Annotated in this window: 27 protein-coding genes; 11 read left to right on the top strand and 16 right to left on the bottom strand. The window is 64.1% G+C overall.

The annotated features are described in order from the left end of the window. Positions 1-13: 13 nt before the first annotated feature. Complete coding sequence (locus HBA99_RS06020) at positions 14-511, top strand: MarR family winged helix-turn-helix transcriptional regulator (RefSeq protein ID WP_030094637.1); 498 nt, start codon at positions 14-16, stop codon at positions 509-511. A gap of 37 nt (positions 512-548) precedes the next feature. Here HBA99_RS06020 and HBA99_RS06015 read toward each other — a convergent pair whose 3' ends face one another. Together HBA99_RS06015 and HBA99_RS06010 are read right to left on the bottom strand one after the other, a co-directional pair. Further along, entirely contained in the window at positions 549-917 is a 369-nt protein-coding gene (locus HBA99_RS06015) for a rhodanese-like domain-containing protein (protein WP_070942740.1), read from the bottom strand. Then, positions 914-1474, bottom strand: coding sequence for a cysteine dioxygenase (locus HBA99_RS06010; RefSeq protein WP_070942741.1), 561 nt, complete (start codon positions 1472-1474; stop codon positions 914-916). The genes HBA99_RS06015 and HBA99_RS06010 overlap by 4 nt, the downstream gene beginning before the upstream one ends. 145 nt (positions 1475-1619) lie before the next feature. Between HBA99_RS06010 and HBA99_RS06005 the strand changes: the two genes are divergently transcribed. The 4 genes from HBA99_RS06005 (at position 1620) to HBA99_RS24995 (ending at position 4068) form a co-directional block, all read left to right on the top strand. Then, entirely contained in the window at positions 1620-2090 is a 471-nt protein-coding gene (locus HBA99_RS06005) for a lipoprotein LpqV (RefSeq protein WP_109494154.1), read from the top strand. 177 nt (positions 2091-2267) lie between these two features. After that, positions 2268-2855 (top strand): hypothetical protein, encoded by a 588-nt coding sequence (locus tag HBA99_RS06000; protein WP_030094633.1) that lies wholly within the window; start codon positions 2268-2270, stop codon positions 2853-2855. After that, entirely contained in the window at positions 2848-3324 is a 477-nt protein-coding gene (locus HBA99_RS05995; RefSeq protein WP_030094632.1) for a hypothetical protein, read from the top strand. The genes HBA99_RS06000 and HBA99_RS05995 overlap by 8 nt, the downstream gene beginning before the upstream one ends. 129 nt (positions 3325-3453) lie before the next feature. After that, on the top strand, positions 3454-4068 hold the full coding sequence (locus HBA99_RS24995; RefSeq protein WP_101312662.1) for an LGFP repeat-containing protein: 615 nt from the start codon (positions 3454-3456) through the stop codon (positions 4066-4068). A 30-nt stretch (positions 4069-4098) separates the two neighbouring features. Here the strand turns inward: HBA99_RS24995 and HBA99_RS05980 are convergent, their stop codons facing one another. Together HBA99_RS05980 and HBA99_RS05975 are read right to left on the bottom strand one after the other, a co-directional pair. Beyond that, on the bottom strand, positions 4099-4473 hold the full coding sequence (locus tag HBA99_RS05980; RefSeq protein WP_046252791.1) for a hypothetical protein: 375 nt from the start codon (positions 4471-4473) through the stop codon (positions 4099-4101). Positions 4474-4517: 44 nt separating this feature from the next. Beyond that, positions 4518-4907, bottom strand: coding sequence for a VOC family protein (locus tag HBA99_RS05975; RefSeq protein WP_081347600.1), 390 nt, complete (start codon positions 4905-4907; stop codon positions 4518-4520). 30 nt (positions 4908-4937) lie between these two features. On the opposite strand from HBA99_RS05975, the gene HBA99_RS05970 reads away from it, so the two are divergent. The 3 genes from HBA99_RS05970 to HBA99_RS05960 all read left to right on the top strand — a co-directional run bounded on the left by HBA99_RS05970 (position 4938) and on the right by HBA99_RS05960 (position 7578). Beyond that, positions 4938-5618, top strand: a complete 681-nt coding sequence (locus HBA99_RS05970) for a DUF3060 domain-containing protein (protein ID WP_199253010.1) — start codon at positions 4938-4940, stop codon at positions 5616-5618. A gap of 72 nt (positions 5619-5690) precedes the next feature. Further along, positions 5691-6422, top strand: coding sequence for a TetR/AcrR family transcriptional regulator (locus HBA99_RS05965; RefSeq protein WP_081347601.1), 732 nt, complete (start codon positions 5691-5693; stop codon positions 6420-6422). 151 nt (positions 6423-6573) lie between these two features. Beyond that, a complete protein-coding gene (locus HBA99_RS05960) occupies positions 6574-7578 on the top strand; it encodes an oxygenase MpaB family protein (protein WP_070951409.1) in 1005 nt (334 codons plus the stop codon). A 5-nt stretch (positions 7579-7583) separates the two neighbouring features. On the opposite strand, the gene HBA99_RS05955 is transcribed toward HBA99_RS05960, so the two are convergent. Beyond that, positions 7584-8906 carry an acetyl-CoA hydrolase/transferase family protein gene (locus HBA99_RS05955; protein ID WP_070952318.1) on the bottom strand — a complete coding sequence of 441 codons (1323 nt, stop codon included), beginning with the start codon at positions 8904-8906 and terminating at the stop codon, positions 7584-7586. A gap of 206 nt (positions 8907-9112) precedes the next feature. Between HBA99_RS05955 and HBA99_RS05950 the strand changes: the two genes are divergently transcribed. Continuing rightward, positions 9113-9811 carry an ABC transporter ATP-binding protein gene (locus tag HBA99_RS05950; RefSeq protein WP_070952319.1) on the top strand — a complete coding sequence of 233 codons (699 nt, stop codon included), beginning with the start codon at positions 9113-9115 and terminating at the stop codon, positions 9809-9811. Between the two features lie 128 nt (positions 9812-9939). Beyond that, complete coding sequence (locus HBA99_RS05945) at positions 9940-12339, top strand: ABC transporter permease (RefSeq protein WP_234798092.1); 2400 nt, start codon at positions 9940-9942, stop codon at positions 12337-12339. Positions 12340-12354: 15 nt separating this feature from the next. Here the strand turns inward: HBA99_RS05945 and HBA99_RS05940 are convergent, their stop codons facing one another. From HBA99_RS05940 to HBA99_RS05925, 4 genes are all read right to left on the bottom strand, one after another. Beyond that, entirely contained in the window at positions 12355-12978 is a 624-nt protein-coding gene (locus HBA99_RS05940) for a class I SAM-dependent methyltransferase (protein ID WP_070951410.1), read from the bottom strand. Continuing rightward, positions 12975-13568, bottom strand: coding sequence for a DUF4389 domain-containing protein (locus HBA99_RS05935; protein ID WP_070951411.1), 594 nt, complete (start codon positions 13566-13568; stop codon positions 12975-12977). The genes HBA99_RS05940 and HBA99_RS05935 overlap by 4 nt, the downstream gene beginning before the upstream one ends. After that, a complete protein-coding gene (locus HBA99_RS05930) occupies positions 13565-14770 on the bottom strand; it encodes an FAD-dependent oxidoreductase (protein ID WP_070951412.1) in 1206 nt (401 codons plus the stop codon). Before HBA99_RS05930 ends, HBA99_RS05935 begins: the two co-directional genes overlap by 4 nt. A 463-nt stretch (positions 14771-15233) precedes the next feature. Beyond that, complete coding sequence (locus HBA99_RS05925; protein WP_131822714.1) at positions 15234-16253, bottom strand: hypothetical protein; 1020 nt, start codon at positions 16251-16253, stop codon at positions 15234-15236. A gap of 388 nt (positions 16254-16641) precedes the next feature. Here HBA99_RS05925 and HBA99_RS05920 point away from each other — a divergent pair, with 388 nt between their 5' ends. Beyond that, positions 16642-16881: a hypothetical protein gene (locus HBA99_RS05920; RefSeq protein ID WP_081347603.1), complete on the top strand. Its 240-nt coding sequence runs from the start codon at positions 16642-16644 to the stop codon at positions 16879-16881. Here HBA99_RS05920 and HBA99_RS05915 read toward each other — a convergent pair. From HBA99_RS05915 to HBA99_RS05885, 7 genes are all read right to left on the bottom strand, one after another. Further along, complete coding sequence (locus HBA99_RS05915; protein ID WP_081347604.1) at positions 16862-17332, bottom strand: hypothetical protein; 471 nt, start codon at positions 17330-17332, stop codon at positions 16862-16864. The genes HBA99_RS05920 and HBA99_RS05915 overlap by 20 nt on opposite strands. After that, entirely contained in the window at positions 17322-18446 is a 1125-nt protein-coding gene (locus HBA99_RS05910; protein ID WP_131822800.1) for a hypothetical protein, read from the bottom strand. Before HBA99_RS05910 ends, HBA99_RS05915 begins: the two co-directional genes overlap by 11 nt. A gap of 14 nt (positions 18447-18460) precedes the next feature. Continuing rightward, entirely contained in the window at positions 18461-18778 is a 318-nt protein-coding gene (locus HBA99_RS05905) for a WXG100 family type VII secretion target (protein ID WP_070951415.1), read from the bottom strand. A gap of 191 nt (positions 18779-18969) precedes the next feature. Continuing rightward, the gene (locus HBA99_RS05900; RefSeq protein ID WP_070951416.1) at positions 18970-19443 is read right to left on the bottom strand and encodes a phage protease; all 474 of its coding nucleotides are present in this window, start codon (positions 19441-19443) and stop codon (positions 18970-18972) included. Between the two features lie 34 nt (positions 19444-19477). Next, complete coding sequence (locus tag HBA99_RS05895; RefSeq protein ID WP_070951417.1) at positions 19478-20359, bottom strand: major capsid protein; 882 nt, start codon at positions 20357-20359, stop codon at positions 19478-19480. A 14-nt stretch (positions 20360-20373) separates the two neighbouring features. Next, positions 20374-20757 (bottom strand): capsid cement protein, encoded by a 384-nt coding sequence (locus tag HBA99_RS05890; protein WP_070951418.1) that lies wholly within the window; start codon positions 20755-20757, stop codon positions 20374-20376. A gap of 2 nt (positions 20758-20759) precedes the next feature. Continuing rightward, positions 20760-21338 (bottom strand): hypothetical protein, encoded by a 579-nt coding sequence (locus tag HBA99_RS05885; protein ID WP_070951419.1) that lies wholly within the window; start codon positions 21336-21338, stop codon positions 20760-20762. Between the last annotated feature and the right edge of the window lies 1 nt (position 21339).

The following is a 21339-nucleotide window of genomic DNA, read 5'->3' as shown; positions in this document are numbered from 1 at the left end:
ATTCGCCGGAACCATGACTCTGCCGTTCGATCCCGTCGACGATGCCCATCGCCATTGGGTCGAGAACGGCTGGGGTGAGGTCGCCGACGGGATGGCCGCCGTCACGTCGGTGATGCGTGCGCACCAGATCATGCTGGCGCGGGTCGAAGATGTGTTGCGCCCGCACGGTTTGACATTTTCGCGTTACGAGCTGCTGATGCTGCTCTCGTTCAGCCGGGCGGGCTCCATGCCGATGGCCAAAGCCAGTGCGCGGCTTCAGGTTCACCCCACCTCGGTGACCAACACGGTGGACCGGCTGGAGGAGGCGGGGCTGGTGCGCCGGGTGCCCAACCCCGCCGACGGACGCGGCACGCTGGTGGAGATCACGGATGCCGGACGCGATCTTGGTTCGGTGGCGACCACCGACCTGAACGCCAAGGTGTTCGCACAGATCGGGCTGTCACCCTCACGCACCCGCACGCTGGTGTCGGTGCTGACGCACCTGCGGCGCGACGCGGGCGACTTCGGCTAAAGCCAGACGTCCTGGACCTCGCGCACGTGGTGGCCGCCTAGATCAGGATGCCCTTGTCCTTGAGGGCCTTGTATCCGCCGATGACGTCGGTGGCCCGGTACAGGCCGATCTCCTGCAGCGAGGCCGCGGCCAGGCTGGATGTGTAGCCCTCCTGGCACAGGATGACCCACTCGATGTCGTGATTGCCCGCCTCAGGGATGCGGGCGTCGCTCTCGGGGTCCAGCCGCCATTCCAGGACATTGCGCTCGATGACGAAGGCGTTGACCACTTCGCCCTCTTGCACACGTTGTGCCGCGGGGCGAATGTCGACCAGGAACGCGCCGCGGCCCAGCGCGGTGGGAACCTCGTCGGCCGGCAGGCGCCGCAGCCGACCACGCGCGGTGGCCAGCAGATCATGCACCGTCATGCCGCCGGTCCTTCGGGCTCGTCGGTGAGGATGGTGCGGCTGCGCCGCAACGTCTTGGCCTGGGTCACTTCGTAATACGACATCGCGGTCAGCGGGGGCGAGTACGCGTGCACGCTCAATGTAGGTCCGGTCGCGATGCGCACGGGAGCCTCAGGCGCGCGCATCACATCGTGCACCCAGCCCAGCGGGAATCCCGCTTGATCGCCCGCGTCGAGCCGGCGGCGCACCAGTTGACTTCCGTCCCAGCGATATTCATGCAGCGAGCCGTTGAGCACGGTCAGCGCGCCGAGCGAGCCGCAGTGGTCGTGCAACTCGGTGGACTTGTCGGGCACCCAGCTGATCAGCCAGACATCGAGCTCGTCGTCGGCGTGAATACGGGTGGCCCAGCGCTCGTCGACCGGAAGGCCGCCCTCGGGCAGCAGATGGTCGAAGCGACCGTGCAGGGCGTCGTCGGCGCCCTCATCGGTGATGCGGAGCAGATCCGGCAGTCGCAGGCGAGTGGGCGAGGATCCGGCGGAACCAGGGCGGCGCAGATCCAGGACAGATGCAGTGGTCATGAAGGCTCAAATCGATGGCAGGGGCAGGGATGGTGGCGGCTAGCCGCAACACCACCCCTGAAAACCCCTGTGTCCCATCACAGCTGAAATGGTACCGGCGTTTTCCTGCGGTTTTGCCCCCAGGGCAAAAGCTCTGAGTGAGTAAATGTTGCCGCTGGTAGGCACTTGCTACTTTGGAGTGGTGACCGTCCCAATCCGCATCGCCGCGACCCTGATGGCCCTCTGTGTCCAGTTGATCGGTGCGGCATGCACGTCGAAATCCGACGAGAAGGCGGCCCCCAACCCGGCCGGCGCCTCCACCACCCCGATCGAGGCACCGGCGGCGCAGCCTCCGGCCTCCGGCTCGGGAATGTCGCCAGCGGGCGTCACAACGTCCGTGGACGCCGCACCCAGTTCACTGGAAGAGGAGTACTACCAGGCCTGCCGTGCGGCCGCCGACTGGATGACCGGGAAGCAGGATGGCCCCACCCAGCTCGTGGAGGGCTATCTGCAGTCCATCCAGACCACTGGGAACGTCGGCCCCGGGACATTTCACAAGTCCTGGCACGAGCTGCCCGCGGACCGGCAAGCTGCGGTGATCGTGGCGACGAACGCCGCCGCCGCGCAACAGTGCTAAGAACTGCCCGATAGGGCCCCCATCGATACCCCTTGCGATTCAACAATATTCGGAGAAATCCGACGCGATCGCAACACTCAGCAAACATCGAGTAATGCACGTAACCTCACCTTGGATGAAGCTGTACACGGTGTTAGCATGCTCCGGTCAGTGCTCATGGGGTCACGGATGCAATGAATGTGTCCACTCACCGAACGGACGGTAACGACGTTGGCAAATTCAGATCAGCTTCCCCCGAAGCCCACGCTGGTTCATTGGACGATCGTCGGAGCGGCGGTTGTCGCAACCATCGTCGCGGCGGTTGTCGGCTTCACGGCGGGCGACACCGAACTCGTCCGATTCGTCCAGGGCATCGTCACACCGCTGCTTGCCCTCGTCTCCGGGATCTTGATTGCCGATCTGTATCACCGCATTCAGCAGAGCAACAAGCTTGACCGCAATGTCGGGCAGTCGGCGTACGCCACGATGGTGACCCTGCAGGGCATGATCGACGTGGACAAGCACCTTGCGACCGCATCGAACGACCTCAACGAGGGCAACAAGCAGTCCGCCTCCAGCGCGCTGAACCTCGCGCTGACCATCAGCCGCCTGACTTTGCGCCACGCCTTCCAGGCGCTGCGCGAGTCGGAGAACGTCTCGAGTGCCGCGGTGGCCAAGGCCAAGACCGATTTCGCGACGGCCGAGACCGCCGGGCAGCCGGAGCGGCAAAAGATCGAGACCGCGTCGCGCCCCAACAACTACACCGTCGGCGTGGGCAATGCCTGAAGAGACGAAACCAGCGGAGCAATCGGCTGGTGAACTGGAGCCGGAGCCCGTCGACCCGATCATCGGGAAGGTCGCCGATATCGTCGACCGCTACTCGGTGCTGGTCAACAAGGGCGATGAGGCCGGTGTCGAGGTCGGGATGATCTTCTCGGTCATCGGGGCCACCGGGACCGCGGTACGCGATCCGGAAACCGGCGATGACCTGGGCACCCTGCCCATCGAAAAGGCGCGCATCCGGGTCACCGAGGTGTACTCGAAGTTCTGCCAGGCCGAGACCTACCGCATCACCGAACCCGCAGTCGCCGGTCTGATCAGCGACATCCTGCAGGAACAGTGGCCGGGGACCACCGATGAGTTCGGCCGTGAGCAGTTCCAGCTCAACGTCGTGCCCACCCCCACGGTTCCGGATGCGACCGAGGTACACATCGTCGTCGGCGACTACGTCTGCGAGCTGACACCGGTTTCGTAGTTTTTCGCGTAATTTCGGTGCATTTTCGTGCGTTCAACGCGCCTTTTTCCACCGAAATCGCCCGATGACCAATTGGTGAACATCGAAAAACTCACCTATTGGCCCGGTTTACATTGTTACGTTCGGTTCATGGATACCAATCTGATGAAACGAGCAGCAGGCGCGGTTTCCATCGTCGCCATGTCAGCAGCAGTCGTCGTCGCGTGTTCTCAAGATGACAAAAACGCCGCCAAGGAGTCGCTGTCGAGCGCGACCAGTGCGGCATCCTCGGCCATCAGCGCTGGTGGTAGCGCCGCATCGAGTGCCGCTTCGTCGGCCAGCAGTGCGGTGTCCTCCGTCGTGGCCGGGGCTCCCTCCACCGTCAATGTGCCGGGTGTCGGCGATGTGACGCTGGAGCCGCCGGTCGCCGAGGCGTACACCAAGGCCGGTGGAGAAGCCAAGCTCGGCTTGCCGACCGGGCAGCCCGAGAAGGTGGGCGACGGCACGGTGCAGGCCTTCGCCAAGGGCACGATCTTCAGCTCGCCGTCCACCGGTGCGCATCTGGTTCAGGGTGAAATCCTGAAGGTGTACACCGAGCAGGGCGGCGCGGGCGGCACGCTCGGCTTCCCCACCGCCGACGAGGCGGAGACGGCCGGCGGACCCGATGTCGCCAAGGGCGGCTGGATCGGCGAATTCCAGAAGGGCACCATCACCTGGCTGAACCAGGGCGACGGGACCTTCAAGGAGACCGTCACCCCGAAGTAGCGATTGGCTACCGCGGCAGGCGCTGAGCGGTTAGCGCCTGTCGCGGAACCAGTGCGGGTTTTCTGCCGGTGACCATCCCGGCAAGGTGAGATCAGGCCACGGCGGCCGGCGGATCAGGGCTGTCAGTCCCAACACCGCCGCGACCATTCCGGTGAGTATGCCCAGGGTCGAGGCCCGATCGGCGTTAAAAGCGGGCTGCCATTGAGCATTCCCGTCCTTGACGACGAAGACTCCTAATGGTCTCGCACGCGTTTCCAGGGCTTCACCGTCGGCGCCGCGGCCCCGGCTGCGCACCTTGGCAACCGTGATGACCAAGGTGCCGTCGGCCGTCGTGTACGGCTCGCCATAGACGATGGACTTGCCGCCGTCAGTCACAAGTCCTTCAAATGAGGTTGGCAATCGCATGCCTCATTGTCATCGCTCAACGCCCGGATGGCGAGAGCTTCTTTTCAGGCTTCCGCACCCGAGAACAACAGCAGGTTCCCGTCGGGGTCCTTCACGATGAAAGTGACGCTGCCCCACTCCTCGGTCTGCAGGGGCTGATGGAAGACCACATCCGCCGCCTGGTACTCGTCGTGCAAGGGGCCCAGCTTGTAGGTCGTGAGCGTGGCGGCAAGCGGATCATGTTCCATGGCAAGGAAATTGCCGTCATACACCGGGCCATTGACCTTGCGTAGGTTCAGGCTCGCCCCTCCGCGCCGCACCTGACCGTAGAAGGGCGGCTCGCCGTAGGTGAAGGCCACTTCGAATCCGAGCGTGTCGACGTAGAAGCCGATGGCGCGTTCGAAGTCGGTGACGAACAGTTGTGGTTCGGCAGCGACAATCTCGGAGGACCCCATAGTCAAAACGCTACCGTCGCGCCGGCCCCCATGTGGGACTATCTGTGGGTGGAGCCGGACGGTGACCCCGAAGCCCGAATCAGAGAGCTGGAACGCTCCCTGAACGAGACGGCGCGGACGTCGGAACTGGGTGTCACGAAACCGAACCCGTATCCGCCGACGGCGTCGGGCCAGTACCCGCTCCCGCCGGTCTACGGGACGCCGTATCCGCCCCGGCCCTCCGTCCGCAGATTCCGCCGACGATTCATAGTCTTCTTCGCCCTGGTCACGGCGGGAGTGGCCGGACTCGTCTTCTACGCCGCCAAACCCACACTGCCCCAGCACGTGCGGACGAGTTCGAGCCCCACGGCGACACTGCCCGTCAGGTCGACGCTCGTGCCGCTTCCGACGCGGACCCGCGCGACTTCCTCGTCGAGCGCGCCCGCGGGCCCCACCTTCGTGCCCGCGGGTTCGACCTTCAACGTCTCCGGCACGCATAAACAGGTCGCGGTCAACTGCGACGGTTGTCTGGTAAACGTCAGCGGAGTGTCCAATACCGTTGAAATCACGGGCAATTGCGACACCCTCACGGTCTCCGGTGTCGAGAACACGGTGCACCTGGAAACAGCCGGCAAGATCGGCGTCTCGGGGTTCGACAATAAGGTCACCTACTACTCCGGGGAACCGGAAGTCTCCAAGTCCGGTAACAACAACACCGTCGAGCAGGGCTAGACGATCGACATCTCCGACGGCCCCACCCGCATGGTTGTTGCTATTGGCTCCGCCGTGGCGTAGGACGGGCGGGTGAGCGAAACCAATCCTGCGAGTGGCCCCGGCCCGGCCGGGCGGTCGTTGTGGGATACGACAGGTAATGCGGTCTCCGCGCTTCCCCGCCATCGACATGGATTCACGCGTGACGAAGTGCGTCGATCCCAGGAAACGCGGCTGCGGGTTGCGACCGTAGAAGTGGTGGCCGAGAACGGGTATGCCGGAGCCAGTGTGCGTCAGATCGCTGCGCGGGCAGGGATTTCCACTAAAACGTTCTACGAGTTGTATCCGGATAAGGAAGCGGCGTTTCTAGCCACTTACGCGGCGGTGGAATTGGTCACCGAGCAGATGCTGGCGGCGGGCGATAGTGCCCGCACCGCCGCCGAAGTGATCGAAGCCGGACTGCGAACCTATTTGGGAACGCTGGCGTCCCAGCCGGCCTTCACCCAGAGTCTGGTTATAGAAGCAGTTGCTTCCACAGACCGCATTCGTGCGCGCCGCTCCAAAGGGCTGGCCGATTTCGCCGGCGTCATGACGCACCATCTGCGTCGAGTCCGCGGCCCGGCCGGACCCGACCCGGCCAGCACCACGGCAGACCGGGCCTTGTTGATCGGCGCTCTTGGCGGCGTGAACGAGCTGATGGTGCAGCACCTCGGATCGGCACCGGCCGCCACTCTGCTCGACATCCTCGACCCGGCCCGCATCTTGCTCGAGCGCATCGTCCTGACCGCCGACGAACGCTCACCTGACGCGCGTGACCCCCGGTAGATACACACCTCAGTCACCACGCTTGAACAGCGGCGACGCGTAGCCCACGCATCGTCGACTAGTCGCCCCGGCATCGACGTGCTACCTTGCCACCGAATGAGAAGACGACCGTTTTATCAATAGGTCTGATGCTGCTGTGAGGAGCCTTGTTGTGACATCAACGCCCACCCGCGACACCTTCCCGGACAATCCCGCCACAGCGGACGTTGATCCTGAAACCGCCCGCCCCCAACGCACCTCGGCGGGCACAGTCGATGATCCGCTTGCTGAAGGTTCTCTGGGCCGCGACATCGTTGGCCATCCATTGGTTCTGATGTACGCCAACGTGCCGGCGCTGATCATGCCGACCCTGCATCCAAAGATCGCCCACGTACTCAGCGAAAAGGACCGCGCCCTCAACGGCAGCGAGGCCATCCCGAACTTGCAGGCCGCCAGCCGCCGACTGATCAGCACCTACGAGATGGTGATGGGCATCGTGTTCGCCGGGCCCGAAGCCGATGAGGTGGCGCACGGACTGCACGAGCTGCACCGCCCGATCGCCGGATCCATGCCTGACGGCACCGGCTATCACGCCTGGAACAAGGACGTCTGGAACTGGACCTGGGGCTCGATCCTCAAAGGCGGCCTCGATATCGCCGACCAGTTCCGGCTTTTCGCCGATACCGATGAACGCGAGCAGGCCTACCGGGCACTCAACGAGGTGGGGCGTCGCTTCGGGGTCCGCAGCCTGCCCAACACCTATGCAGAGTTCTGCGATTACTGGCAGCCGATCGTCGAGAACACCCTCGAGGTCAACCCACAGGTGCAATTCATCGTCGACCATGCCCTGAACCCCGCCAAACCCCGCGGATGGGGCCTGCTTCCCATGCCACTGTGGCGCCTGATCTCACTGCCGCTGACCCGCACCATCCGCGTTGGCATCCTGACGGGAGTCCCCGAGAAGTTCCATGCAGGCCTCGGGCTGCGCGTCACCGCGATTGACCGGCTGGAGCGATATCTGCATGCGGCGTTCTGGCGAGCCATCCCCGTACCGCTCGCCGGCCGATTCGGTCCCGCCTACTTCACATTGCGACGCCGATTCGGTCAACCCGGCTGGCGCACCTACTACTCCCGCACCCAGCTCGCCGCGAACCGCGCTGCCGCCCAAGGTAGTTAACGAACTCAGCGGACCGGCGAGCGGCCATTCGACGCACGCTCAGCAGCCGCCAACAGCTCATCCCGGAACTGAGGGTGGGCGATGGATGCCAGCGCCTCTCCGCGCTCTCGGACCGTTCTGCCCTCCAGCTCTGCGGCGCCGTACTCGGTGATGATCACGTCGACCTGATGACGCGGCGTGGTGATGACGGCACCCGGGCCGAACCACGGCACAATGCGCGACTGCAGCACACCATCCTTTTCGAAGGTTGAGGGCAGGCAGATCAGAGAACGATCCGACAGCTCCAGCCCGGCCCCGGCGACGAAGTCCTCGGCGCCACCGATCCCGCTGAACTGTCCCCCGTTGATGGTGTCGGCGACAACCTGTCCCTGGATGTCGATCGAGAGCGCACCGTTGATCGAGATCATGTCGTTGTTGGCGCCGATTACCTCCGGCGCGTTGACAATCTCCACCGGCAGGAACGCGACATCGGTATTGCCGTCCAGCCATTCGTACAGCTCCGGTGAGCCGAACGCGAAGGTGGTCACGCTCACGCCGTCGTACTGTCCCTTACCGGTGTTGGTGACCTTGCCGGCGCGGTGTAGTCGCATGCAGCCGTCGGTGAACATCTCGCTGTGCAGCCCGTAGCCGCCGCCGTCACCTTCGGCCAACAAGGTCGCAATCTGGTTGGGAATGGCGCCGATTCCGGTCTGCAATGTCGCCCCCGCGCCGATGAAACTCACGGCGTACTGGGCGATGGCCCTGTCGACGTCCGACGGCGCCGCATCGCCCCCGGGCAGCGCCAGTGGCGCGTCCGTCGAGTGCACCATGATGTCGATCTCATCAACGTGCAGCGCGTGGCGGTGGTCCTCCCCGAACCCGTAGGTGCGCGGATATCCTTCCGAGACTTCGACAATGAGCAGTCGCTCGGGGTCGGCCCCGACGCGGCGCAGTTCATCTATCGTCCCGCCCGCGTGCAGCGAGAGGGAACACCAACCGTCGGCATCGGGCGGCGTCGCGACGGTCGTCATCACCCGCGGCGACTGGCGCTCAAGCAGCGGACCGAACCGGCGAAAGTCCGCGGCCGCGAACTCGATGTCGGCGCCCATGTCCCGCAGCGCGCGTTCGAGCGGACCAAAAAAGCCCGATAGGTAATGCACACCCGGCCGCGAGAACAGCTCGGTGCCGACCGCCAGCAGCGCACCGTATACCCGCAGATCCGTCCAGTCCTTGCGCACGCCGAGGGCGCGCAGGAAGGCCGGTGGCTGGCCGGGGCCCAGGGGGATTCCCAGCGTATCGGCGGGGTTCAACAGTGCAGCGGCTTGTTCAGCGGTGAGCTCCTGCGGCATGGCACCCATCTTGCATGAACCGGTGGCCGGTGCTCGACCGATGGGGTTGCGGGGCTCGCCGAAGAACCTCACGTAAGCCCATATGTGACGAGAGCGCCGGGAGTAGGCTCCGCATATCCCGACCGCGCCTCCGCGCGCCGGGTAACCCGGTCTCACGGGAGGCCACCTTGAGACAACTGGACAACGACGATACGCCCCAGCGCGAACTGACCATCGAACTGCGCAATGTAGTGCGCCAGTACAGCGTTGGCGGGCAGACGGTGCGTGCCCTCAACGAGATCAGCCTGAACTTGGCCGGCGGCCAGTTCGTATCGATAGTCGGGCCGTCGGGGGCAGGGAAAAGCACGCTGCTGCATCTGCTCGGGGCGTTGGACTCCCCCGACTCGGGATCGATCACCTTCGACGGTGAGGAGATCGGCAGGCTCCGCGACGAGCAGCAGTCGGAGTTCCGTCATCACCGGGTCGGGTTCGTCTTTCAGTTCTTCAACCTGCTGCCGACGCTATCGGCGTGGGAGAACGTGGCGGTTCCGAAGCTGCTCGACGGCATCCGGTTGGGCAAGGTCAAAGCGGACGCGGTTCGACTGCTGGACCGGGTAGGCCTGGGCAAGCGGACCGAACACCGCCCGGCCGAGCTGTCCGGCGGCGAGATGCAACGCGTCGCGGTGGCACGGGCCATGATGATGGACCCACCACTGATCCTTGCCGACGAACCCACCGGAAACCTGGATTCTCATACGGGCACCGCCATCCTGGGCCTCCTCGCCGAGGTCGCCCACGAAGAAGGCGCTGGCCGTCTGGTGGTGATGGTCACCCACAACAACGACGCCGCCGCCGCAACCGATCGGGTGATCACGCTGCAGGATGGTCGGCTCGGTTCCGACGAGATGTCGGTGGCGCCGGGGTGAGTGGCGCCGGCCGCGAGGAGCAGCACGGCCCCGGAGCCATCATCGCCGCCGCGGCGAGCAGGCTACGTGTGTTCAGTCTGCGCGAATTGACCGTACATCGTCGCCGCACCGTCGCCTCGATTGCCGTAATGGCAGTTTCCGCAATGTATCTCGTGGCGATATTCGGAATCTTCGGGTCGATCACCGGATCGGTCAACCGGCTGGCGGACGGCGTCGCCGGAGTCGCCGCACTCGAGGTGTCGGGTATCACCGATGCCGGGTTCCCCGAAGCGGTGTTGGCCGATGTCGCCACAGTGCCCGGCGTGGCGACTGCGGCACCGATGATCCGGATGTCCGCATCCACGGATTCCGAACCGGTTCTGCTGTTCGGCGCCGACGACCGCAGTGCCGCGCTGGAAGGTGCCTTGAAAGACGCTGTCGGAGTGAAGGTTGACGCGCCATCACGGGAAGCCGCCGGTGTCCAGATTGGACCGTCCGTCGGCCATGCGAAGGGCGACACGTTCCGACTCGGCTCGGGTTCGGTCACCGTCGACCAGGTGCTCCAGGGCAAGCAGCTCGCGGATCTCAACGGCGGGCACTATGTGCTTGCCCCACTGCCGTTGGCGCAGCAGGTCACCGGGCGCCAAGGTCAGCTCGATTCGATTCTGATCACCACGGCGCCGGGCGCGGATCTGGCCGCGGTCCGTCATGGGGTTACCGCCGCCGTGAACGGCCGGGCGATCGTCGCCGATCCGAGCCTGCGGGCGGTACGGGCCGGCGACGGCGTCAAGCTCATGAACTACATGGCTCTGATGGGCGCGGCAGTCGCGTTAGTGGTCGGGGCGTTCCTGATCTACACGACCATGACCATGGCGATCGCCCAACGCCGCCCGGTCATCTCGATGCTGCGCGCAATCGGCGGGCGCCGCGTCACGATAGTTCGCGACATGCTCGCCGAGGCCGCGATCCTCGGGCTGATCGGCGGCGCCATCGGGTCTGCCCTCGGAATTCTGCTGGGCCGAAAGGCGATTGGCCGATTGCCTCCGACGGTGACCCAGGGGCTCGAAGCGCGCATCGAGTACTGGCTGCCCGACTACGCGATCCCGGCGGCGGTCGCCGCGACGGTAGTGACCAGCGTGGCCGCGTCGGCGATGGCCGCGCGGCAGGTGTACAAGGTGTCACCGATCGAGGCGCTGGCACCCGTCGGGGTTTCCGTGGCCGACAACGTGCCCCGTTGGCTGCGTGTCGCCAGCGGAGTGGTGGCGGCGGCGGTGCTGGCAGCATCGATGCTGACCGTGCTCTACCAACCAGGGTCACTCGCCTTCGTCGCGATCGCAGCACTGTTCGTCGCCGAGATCGCGCTGGGCTTCGCCCTCGCCGGACCCATCGTCGGTGCGACAGCCACCGTGGCCCGAGTGTTCGGCGCGCCCGGAGCGCTGGCGGCGCCGACGGTCCAGCGCGCGCCGCGGCGGGTGTGGGCCACGGTCATGACCGTGCTCATCGCCGTGGTCACCACCGTGGTGATCACCGGAACCAACAACGACATGATCCGATCCGCGCGCGACATCTTCGCACCCGTCGCCGATGTCGATGTCTGGGTAAGCGCGAACTCGCCCGATCGCTACCCCACTGACGTTCTGCCGCAAGGTCTTACCGAGAAGGTGGCTGCGGTCCCTGGCGTCGCGAATGTCGTCGAAGGTGCCTCCGGATTCGCCGTCATCGGCGGCACCCGCGTGATGCTCAATGGATTCTCCCCCGGCACCCACGATCCGCTCTTTCGTGCGCTCGACGAACAGGTACGTCACGACGTACTGGCCGGCCGGGGCGTGGTGCTCTCACAGAACCTGGGCAAGACTCTCGGCGTGCACGTGGGCGACGAGTTGGAGCTGCAAACACCCCACGGCCCACAGCGCACGCGCGTGCTGGCCCTGGTGCCCTACTTCTCGACGGTTATCGGCACCGTCGGGATGAGCCTGGATCGCATGCGGGCATGGTTTGACCGCCCGGGCACGACGACACTGCAAGTCACCGCCGTCGACGGCACAGATCCGGGGCGGCTGCTGGACGGTGTCCGCGGCGTGGTGCCCGCACCAAACTACGTGCACGACGGCCGCGCCGCGTTGGCCGGTCTGGAAGCCCCACTGCACCAAAGCATGCTGATCGCCAACGCCGTATGGGTCATCGTGGTGTTCGTCGCCGCGGTCGCACTGCTCAACACGTTGACGCTCTCCGTGCTCGAACGTCGCCGGGAAATCGGTGTGCTGCGCGCGATGGGATCGAGCCGCCGCTACACCTTGGGCATGGTTCTTGCCGAGGCCGCGGCCATCGGCATCGTGGGCGGTGTCGCGGGCCTGCTGGTCGGTGTGGTTGATCAGTGGCTGTTCAGCCTCGTCAGCGGCACCATCATGAACTTCACCGTCACCTTCCAGCCGAGCCCGACGGCGGTGGCCTTCACCGTGGGCGCGCTGGCGATCAGCCTGCTGGGCTCGGTCCCGCCCGCACGCCGCGCGGCGCGGCTCAACATCATCGAGGCCATCAGCGTCGAATAACGATGTCGAATAGCATTATTCGACTACGGTGGCGACGCCTTGCAGGTGAGGTGTACACGGCGGCGGCACCAGGGTTCGACGAACACTGCGCAGGCCGCTGGTATCGAATCCGGCCGCGGCAATCGCTTCGACGGTCCGGCGGTTCGGCTCGCACCCGGAGGCCAGCCACGACCACGGCTTCGCTATCAGATCCTGAAACCGCCCCATCACGCCGTCCCCGCGGACATGCTCAAGAACCACCAACCGGCCTCCCGGCGCAAGCACCCGCCGGATCTCGCCGAGGGTTGCCGCCACATCGTCCACCGAGCACAACACCAGCCCGACATGCACCGAGTCGAAACTGTTGTCCGGGAACGGTATCGCCTCCCCCACACCATCGAGGATGTCGACCTCGACGCCACAGCGGCGCGCCAGGGCGCCGGCCATCCGACGCATCGCCGCCTCCGGCTCGACCGCCGCGACTGATGTCACCGCAGGCGGCAAAAACATCAGGTCGGTGCCGGGGCCGAGGCCCACGATCAGCAACCGGCCGGTCGCAAGACTCATCGCCGTCCGCCGGTATCGGCGGTAGAACAGCCGGTCAAATATTGGCATGCCGAGACCATATATATACGGGAACAACGGATTACGATGCTTCACGTGTCACCGCCACCCAAGTCCATTCGGAACGGCGGATATTCGTCGCACATCAACGAGACGTACACCGCGACCCGATAACGCCACCGCACGATTCCCAGGAGGAGGTCGAACATGCCTTGCGACACCGTGCCTCTGGCCAACAACCGCACCGCGGAAATCACCGCCAGCACCTGCAGCAGTGGCTCCATGGCCCAGCAGACAATGATCTGCGGTAGTGCCAGCACCAGCTTCACCAGCACCGCCCACTGGGTGAGGTGCTCCGGATAGGCGACGTCGAGTTCGCCGGGATAGTCGGGCCGCGCGGCGAGCGTGAAGGGCGGATACCTATCGGTGCTGTTCATCGGAAACCGGTAGTTCATCACCCGCCAGGACCAGCGCAGCACTCCGACGTTGACGTCGAAGATGATTCGCGGATATCGCCCGGTGAACAAGATCGCAATACCGGCGACGACGGTCAGCACCGGATACATCAGATACAGGATGATCAATATGGGGTAGTGCGGCACCGCTAGCACGCACCATTTGATGAGAAAGAGCCAGCGTGAGGGCGCGTCGATCGCTCCTCGGACATGGACGGCGTGGGCGTTCACGGCCGGCAGGCGGTGTCGGCGGCGCTGCCCCGGCTGATGTCAGCGGCTATCCGGCGATGGCTCACCGACTGTAAGAACGTCGCCAGCGCCCACGTCATGAAACGGTCCGAGACCATCGCCGCCGGTCTCAGCACGGCCTCACCGTGCGAAACCTGAAGCGAGGCAACCCGGGACACGGCGGCGGCGCGGCGTCGGCGGGTCTTCTCATACCAGCGCAGCGCATCGGGCAGGCCAGTGTTGGTGCCGCGCTGGAATTCCGAAACCGCCTTACACAACACCATCGTGTCGAGCAGTGCCTGGTTGGCCCCTTGGGCAAGGGTGGGCGGCATGGTGTGGGCCGCATCGCCGAGCAGCGTCAGCACCCCATGGCCCGGCCGGGGAATCGGATGGCGGAAATGCGGATAGGGCGAATGCGCCAGATCATCGTCGGTGAGCGTCGCGAGAACGCGATCGACGGGCCCGGACCACCCGGCGAACGTGGACCGGATCATGTCAATCGGGCGTTCAGGCCTGACAAAGCCGGACGACCAGGGCAGGTCGAACCACCACTGCACATCGGTGCCTCCGGCAGGCCACAGACCGAGGCTTGCACGCTCACCGATGACGACAAAGGCGTCACGCTCATCGGCGCCGTCCGGGAGGGTTGTCAGCCCCTGCCAGCTGCACCAACCGGTCGGCTCGGCTTGGTCTGCGCCGACGGCGTCGCGAACAAGCGAATGCCTGCCATCGGCGCCGATCACCAGGTCTCCCTCGGCCGTGCTGCCGTCCGCGAACTCGACACGCGCTCCGCTGCGGCTGCCGACCACGGCGACAGCCCGGGCATTACACCGGATACGTTCCGCTGGAAAGCCTTTCAGCAGCCGATCAAGTAGGACGTGACGCGGGACCATCCGAATCGGCTCGCCCAGCCGGTCGGCGATCGAGGCCACGTCCAACGTGGCCAGCGCGCGCCCCGTCGACGTCATGACCCGCACCGTGGACAGCTGCTGGCCGGCCCGGTCCATATCCACGCCCAGCTGCCGCAGCACCGTGGCGCCATTTGACCAGATGGTCACCGCACCACCACCGGCATGCACATCCGGACGCTGCTCGTAGACGGTCACGTCATGGCCGTCGCGCAATAGCCCCCGCGCGATGGAGATACCGCCGACACCGGCGCCGACGACCAGGACCCGCAACGACGGCGCCTGCGCTGCTGGCATCAGCTTCGTGGGTCGGCTCGTGAGCCGTTTTGGCTCCACAGCTCAATGTATGACCGCGGCGAGGTCCCTGTACAGGGTTTGGCGACTGGGGCGAAACGGCCAACCGGTCAGTGCCTTTCCCGCTTATTACTCGGTGTCGCGTAGCGCCGATGGCACGTTGGCGTGCGGACGAGATGCGTGACTATCTGACTACGGTGCACCGTTTTGCCGGCAAGTACCCCACACTCCCCTCTTTCGCGGACGGTGCAACGGCTATGCCTTCGATTGGGCTAGCGAGTGCACGCGACCAATCTGTACAAGCACTATCTACAAACCGCATGTCAAGCACTCAAGCTCGGCAGCGTCCATTTCCACGACCTACCGACTACATCAGAGAGGACGAGCTGGCCGCGCCGAAAGTCGGGCGCGGCGTGTTGCCAGCGCTATGAGCAACGTAGTGCCCCCACGGAAACAGGCCAAGTGACTATTTATCTGAAGATCGCTCATGGGCGACATCGACATCGGCTTCTCCGATGTAATGCGGCGGCAGACCACCTTGGGCATCAGCCAGTTCCTTAGATACCCGAATCGAAGCTGTCGACTCCACATCAGAACGCGAAGTATTGGCACGCAATATTTCCATTATCGCGGATAGCTTATGCATCCGAGATAATCCCGCATGATCGTTTGCGATCTCATTATCTGTGTCATTGAAGTGTCCAGCATTAATGCCGATCAAGAATGACCGGTGAAAGACACCAGTATATTGGATGTGATCAGAGGTTGGAATACCTCGCTGGGCAACGAACACAGGGCTACCAGAGTTGCCACTGGTTGAAAATGCGTCGAATAAAACCTGCTGATTACCATCGTGATTCGTCGTCCCCCCTGCATGTTGCCGGTAGGGCCGCTGAGGATCACTCGCTATCATGCCGGATCGGAACACCGGCCGTGTCTCAAGCTTGTCGAACCATTTTGGATAGCCAGGGAAAACGACGAATTCGCCGGGAATCAGTTTGGCCCATAGCTCTTCGCACTTGACCAGGTAGTCCCAGCTCATCGCATGTTTGAAGACAATCGTAGAAGCATTCGGATCGGGAATGAGCTTGTCTATAGAGTCGTAGAGGGCAACTACCGTTGCCGGTGTGTCGAACTTTGGCCCTATAGGCACGACGCTCACGTCTATCGAATCGTCCTCATGAAATAGCGGGACAACGTTCTCAGCTTTGTATATCAACCTGAAATTTTCACTAATCCAGAATTCTATTTCAACCGATTCCAAGACTGCTCCGTTGCGCTCCGGCTTTGCCCAAGGAACATCAACCAGATGACGATTAGTGACGAGAGCAATTCGCGGGTCGCCAGTTGGAAAGTTGGTTAGAAAACCCGTTCCGTACGTTTGAGAGCGAGTCTCACCCGGTTCGTAGTAGTGAGTGAACGTGAGCTTGCACGCTGTATACAGGTGCCACGTATCAAACCCGGTATCCACGATCACCCCGTCCATGCGGATTCGCGCCCCCACGGACGGCCAACCAGGAGCTTATCAAACAGGTGTTCGACGGTACCGTCTCATTTCACGGTGCCGGTTGCATGGATTGCTCAAGCGGCCCACCGGCGTCCATAGATCGTCAAATGCGGACGCCGTATAGACGCGGACGGTCCGCGATGGCCGCCAACACCTGCCGAGGCAGACCAGAAAACGCACTGAGCTGCGTAACATCAGTGCCCCCAGTCGGACTCGAACCGATAGCGCTGCCCTCGTCAACGTGCCAGAACGCCCTCTAACAGCTGAAATACATCACTGCAAGTCAGCTGGGTTATCTGTAACTGTGGGCAGGTTGTGGGCACGATGTGGGCAGTTCCGTTGCCGCAGGGTGCTATACCGTGATGCCATGGCCCCACTTCTGACCCTGCTCGCGCTGCTCGCCCTCGGTGGAGCTATGTACGCGACGTACAAGGGCCGCAACGCGTGGGGTCCCGCGTTAGGGGGGCTCGCTACGGGTGACCCTGATTCGTTGAATGCCCGGCTACAGGCGGAGCGTGCAGTTCCACGTCCCCCGTGGCCTATCGATGAGGATGGCAATCCCATCAATGAGGACGACCCGCCAGTAGCTACAGCTTCCGGTCTGTAGATGCGGCTGGGCAGGTTTTCAGCAGTTCGTCCTTGGCCTTCTTGAACTTCTCGGCGATGTGCTGGTACGCGGCGACCGCTTCGCGTTCTTCGGGCTCTGACGTAGCGGGATTGGCGTACATATCGGCCTGCTTGCGATACGACTCTCGGTCGGCGTCCACGACCGCCTGGGCTTTGTCCTGGATCGACGGATCCTGAATCTGGTCAACGTATTGCTGTTCGCGGTCAACCGATGCCTGGTACTTCTCCAGGCGTTCCTGGTCGGCGCCGGAGGCCAGCAGGGCATCCTGTTCTTTTACAGATGTGGCTTTGAAATCGACTAACTCATGGGCAATCTGACAGTCCGATTGGGCTGGCGCGGTGTCACGGTCCTGATGCCACCAGATACCGCCGCCGATGATCAGCAGGACGATGACGACTAGCGCCGGTATCCAGATTCGTTTATCGCCCACTGCGCATCTCAGGGATACCGTGCTGTGGGACTGGAACATTGGTGAACTTGCCATGTTCCATTTTGATATCGACGGGCGCGGCATTGACTAGCTTGATTTGGTTACCGCTGGTGTCGGGTAGGAACAGCGGGCCGTCCGGGTGGGCAGCGGAGTAGCCCATTATCTGCCCGTATGAGACCGGCTCCCAATTCCGGTACACGGGCATGCTTCCTAGCCCTCCCATGTCGTTTCCGCCCGTAATCATGGAAGTGCGCTTCATGTCGTAGGTGTAGTTCTGCCACTCGGCTTGGTACCACTTGCCGTCCACCTGAACCATTTTGGTCTGCCCGGTGAACTCGGTGCCGGACACCCGGAATTGGAACTGCTCACGCATCTGCGCATAGGGCTCTTCCGCGCCTTCGGCCCAGTTCTTGCCCACCACCAGCGGAGCCGATTTCACGCCCTCGGTGTATTTCGACTGGGGTATTTCTTGTGTGTAGTTCCCTGGAGGTGGAGGAGGTAAATCAGGGGAGGCCATCGGCTTCGTCTTGTCGATCTGCCAATAGCCCGTACCGTCCAACCTGCCCGCGGGCGGTGGATCAAATACTTTCCGTGTGGCAGTGCCGTTGTCATGCGCCAGAGAGGTCACGGCGTCTTCCGAGCCACCGGTACCGGCGACGAGCGCGCGTGCGAACTCCAGATCAGTGGCACTACCGGCCGCAACGATTCGCTCGACTTCTTGCTTGATCTCGTTGTACTTCTTGAACGCCCGATCGATGGCGTCCTTGCCCATCTGACTCATGTCGGCGGGCTTGACCTCATTGGTGTGCAGATCGACGTGAACAGCCGGGTAAGCGTCGGCCTTGTCCAGCATCGCCCGGACGTCTTGAGCGTTCTTAGCGGCGCTCTGAGAAGCACTCTCAGCCCGTGAAGCGAGCTCCTTATCGCTGACGGTTGAGTTCTCGAATGTCGATACCGTGCGCCGGTTCGCGTCGTCAGCGGCCTCTGCACTGGCGCCCTCCCATTCCGAGAGCTTGCGTATCGCGTCGGCCTCTTCGGCCGCATTGGCCGTTCCGGCAGCACGGGTGCGGGCGGCGTCCGCGACCTCTTGATACATCTGCGGAGCCTTAAGCATCAACTCCAGCGTTATCACGCGTCACCCTGGCGCGCAGCCCCGCCGAATCCGGTGGCACCCAGATCATCGGTCGCAACAAACATGTTCGCTATCCGACTGCGATTGTCCGCGTGGGTAGTCAGATGCTCGTGATGGGAACGCGTCTCATCTTCCCACTGCCCCAATCGCGTTCTCAGGAACGATGCGGACTCGGTTTCTCCGAAACCTGATAACAGCTCCGAGACTTGACCGTGAGCCCGCCTATGGATGTCTTTTAGATCTTGCGCTATGCCATGGAGCTGAGCCGCCTCGTGGTGCATCTGCTCCGGTGGCACCCGCAGAAATCCCGACATGTCAGCCTCCCGTCTGAGCAAACCTCGCGGTGATGCACCGCACACTACATGCCCAGTAGCTAATCGGGGCAATGACCAGAATCAGAGACCGGGACTCTGTCAGGATCGATACAGGGCGCCGCCCGCACGGTGACCATGGTAGCGACCCCATACGGGCGGCGCTTTTCCAGCGTATGGCGCATCTTTGGTGGTCAGTAGAACCAGCTGCCGTTTGCGGGTGGTTCGCCGTTTTCGGTGCCGACGCTGTGGCCGATTTCTGTGAAGGAGATGGCGGTTTCGTCGGGGACGGAGGCTAGGACCTCGGACATGGCGGGGTCGGCGGTGATGAGGTCGACCCAGTGTTTGCGTCGGGCGGCGGTGATCTTGCCTTTGGCGACTGCGGCGTCGACGGTGTCTTCGATCTTTTGGCGGGCGGCGGCGGCTTTGATGTGGCGGCCCTCGGCGGCCTCGGCGCGTAGCGCGGTGGCGGTGTCGGTGTCTAGGACTTCCAGGCCGGCTTTCTTGGCGGCCGCGGCGATCGCCGAGGGCGCCGCCGTGGCCGTGGGCGTTTCGGTGATCGCGTCTTTGACGGTGGCCAGAATCAGGGCGGTGTCGGTGGTGTCAGCGGGCAGCCCGAGGGTGTCGAGCAGGTCGGCGGTGCGCTGGTCATCGAGGGTCAGTGCCATGGGGTGTCTCCAATGCTGGTGCGGGGTGTGGGGGTTATCCGGCTAGGCCGGTGAGTTTCTTGGCGGCAAACGGCCGATCGACGCCCATGGCGGGCACGACGTAGGCCTGTACCCACCAGGAGCGGGTGGCTTTGTCTTCCCAGGCGTCGACGGTCAAGGGAAATTCGAAGCCGATGGTGCCGACCTTGCCTTTTTCGATGGCCCAGCCGGTGCCTGTGCTCACGCGCGGGTTGGCGAACAGGCCAACCCCGGCGCTGGTGAGCATGGCGCCGAGTTTGTCGCCGTAGGCCACCCGCAGGCTGTGCGCTTCGCTGGGGTGCACGACGAGCAGGTCGTGTGTGACGCCGAGTTCTTGTAGGTCGGCGGCCAGCTGGGCAGCCGAGAGGTCGGCGGTGGGTAGTTCGTGTCCGGGGGTGAGCCCATCGAGGGGGCCGACGGTGACCAGGTTGGACCAGTTGTGTCCGGGTACGGTGTTCGATCCGTCGATCGCGGCCTGCACGACGGCAATGGCTCGGGTGTCGAGCTTGCGGGCGATGGTGTTGGCCAGCTGCGTGGTCTGCTGATCGAGGTAGTTCACATCGTTGCGGGTGATTTCCTCGATACCGACCTGGAACTTGCCGCCCCAGTCCTCCACGACCGCGAGTTGGGGGTCGGGGTCGACGCCCTCGACGATCTTGTATTCGGCTCGCGCGTTGCGCTTTTCGATATCGGAGGAGAAGAAATCGGAGGCTTTGATGACGGAGTAGAGCATGCCGCCGCCCTCGATCTTGGCCCCGAGGGTCCGGAAAAACTTCGGTAGCAGGATCTGTTCGTCGGCGAGTTTGGCGATCTGTGCCCGGATGGTGCTCGGCTGGCGAAGAGCGGTGTCGACGGTCAGGCGCCGGCCGGACAGCTCGGGAATCAATGCAGAGGTCATGGTGTCAGTCCTGTTCAGTAGAGGGAGATTTCGGCGTCGGTGTTGTTGGCGGCGCCGGTGATGGCGTAGCCGACCGCGACACCGGAGGCCTTGGTGATGGCTTTACCGGCGGCGCCGACTTCGACCTCGGCCCCGGCCGCGATCGCGCCAGCGGCGGCCACCTTGACCACCCGAGAATTGCCGCGCACCACTGTGACGAGCCCGCCGACTATCGCGTCGTTGCCGGCGACCCCGAAGCTGCGGGCACCGGCCGGCGCGGGTGCCACGGCTATGTTCCCGCCCGATACCCGGTCCCCGGAGATCGCCAGGAAGCGGCGCGCGGTGACGGTGGCGGTGGCTTGGGCGGTGATGTCCGCGCCTGGTGCGTAGATGCTGGGATTGCCCAGAATGGTTGACATGATCAGCCTTTCGATTCAGTGGTGGTGAGGCGGTGGGTTCTGCGTCGGCGCGCGGCGGCCACCGCAACCGCACGCGCGTAGGTGCGGTGGCCCGTGGTGATGGTGATCCGTGTGGCAGCGATCGGAACACCGAACAGGTCGCCGACATCCTGCAGGGACTTGAGGGTTTCCACGGCCGGTTCGGCTTCCCCGAGTAGGGCCACGGCGGTCAGGACCAGCGGCCAGGTATTGCCGTCCGGGGCCTGGTAGTCGATCAGCGCCTCGATGGAGCGATCCGGGTAGGCGTGGGGCATCAGCGCAGCCACAGACGCGGGCATGTTCACGAAATCACCGACCAGGGTGTGACCGCCATCGGTCAGGCGCAGGTTGTCCACGTAGCCCAGGGCGGGGCCGCCGTCGAACCGCGGATCGGTGTGCCCGATCTTGATGACGGGCTTGCGCAACACCCCGGCCTGATGCGCCCGGATGGCCTCGGACAGATCATGTGGGGTTGTGGTCCAACCACCCTCGGGAGAGCCGGTGGCATCCCAGGTACCGGCCTTGATCAGCTCCACACCGGCGATGGTGGCCAGCTCAGCCATG

The organism is Mycobacteroides chelonae, assembly GCF_016767715.1.
In the GTDB taxonomy this organism is placed as follows: Bacteria; Actinomycetota; Actinomycetes; order Mycobacteriales; family Mycobacteriaceae; genus Mycobacterium; species Mycobacterium gwanakae.
This window is presented reverse-complemented; position numbering and strand designations above follow the sequence as displayed.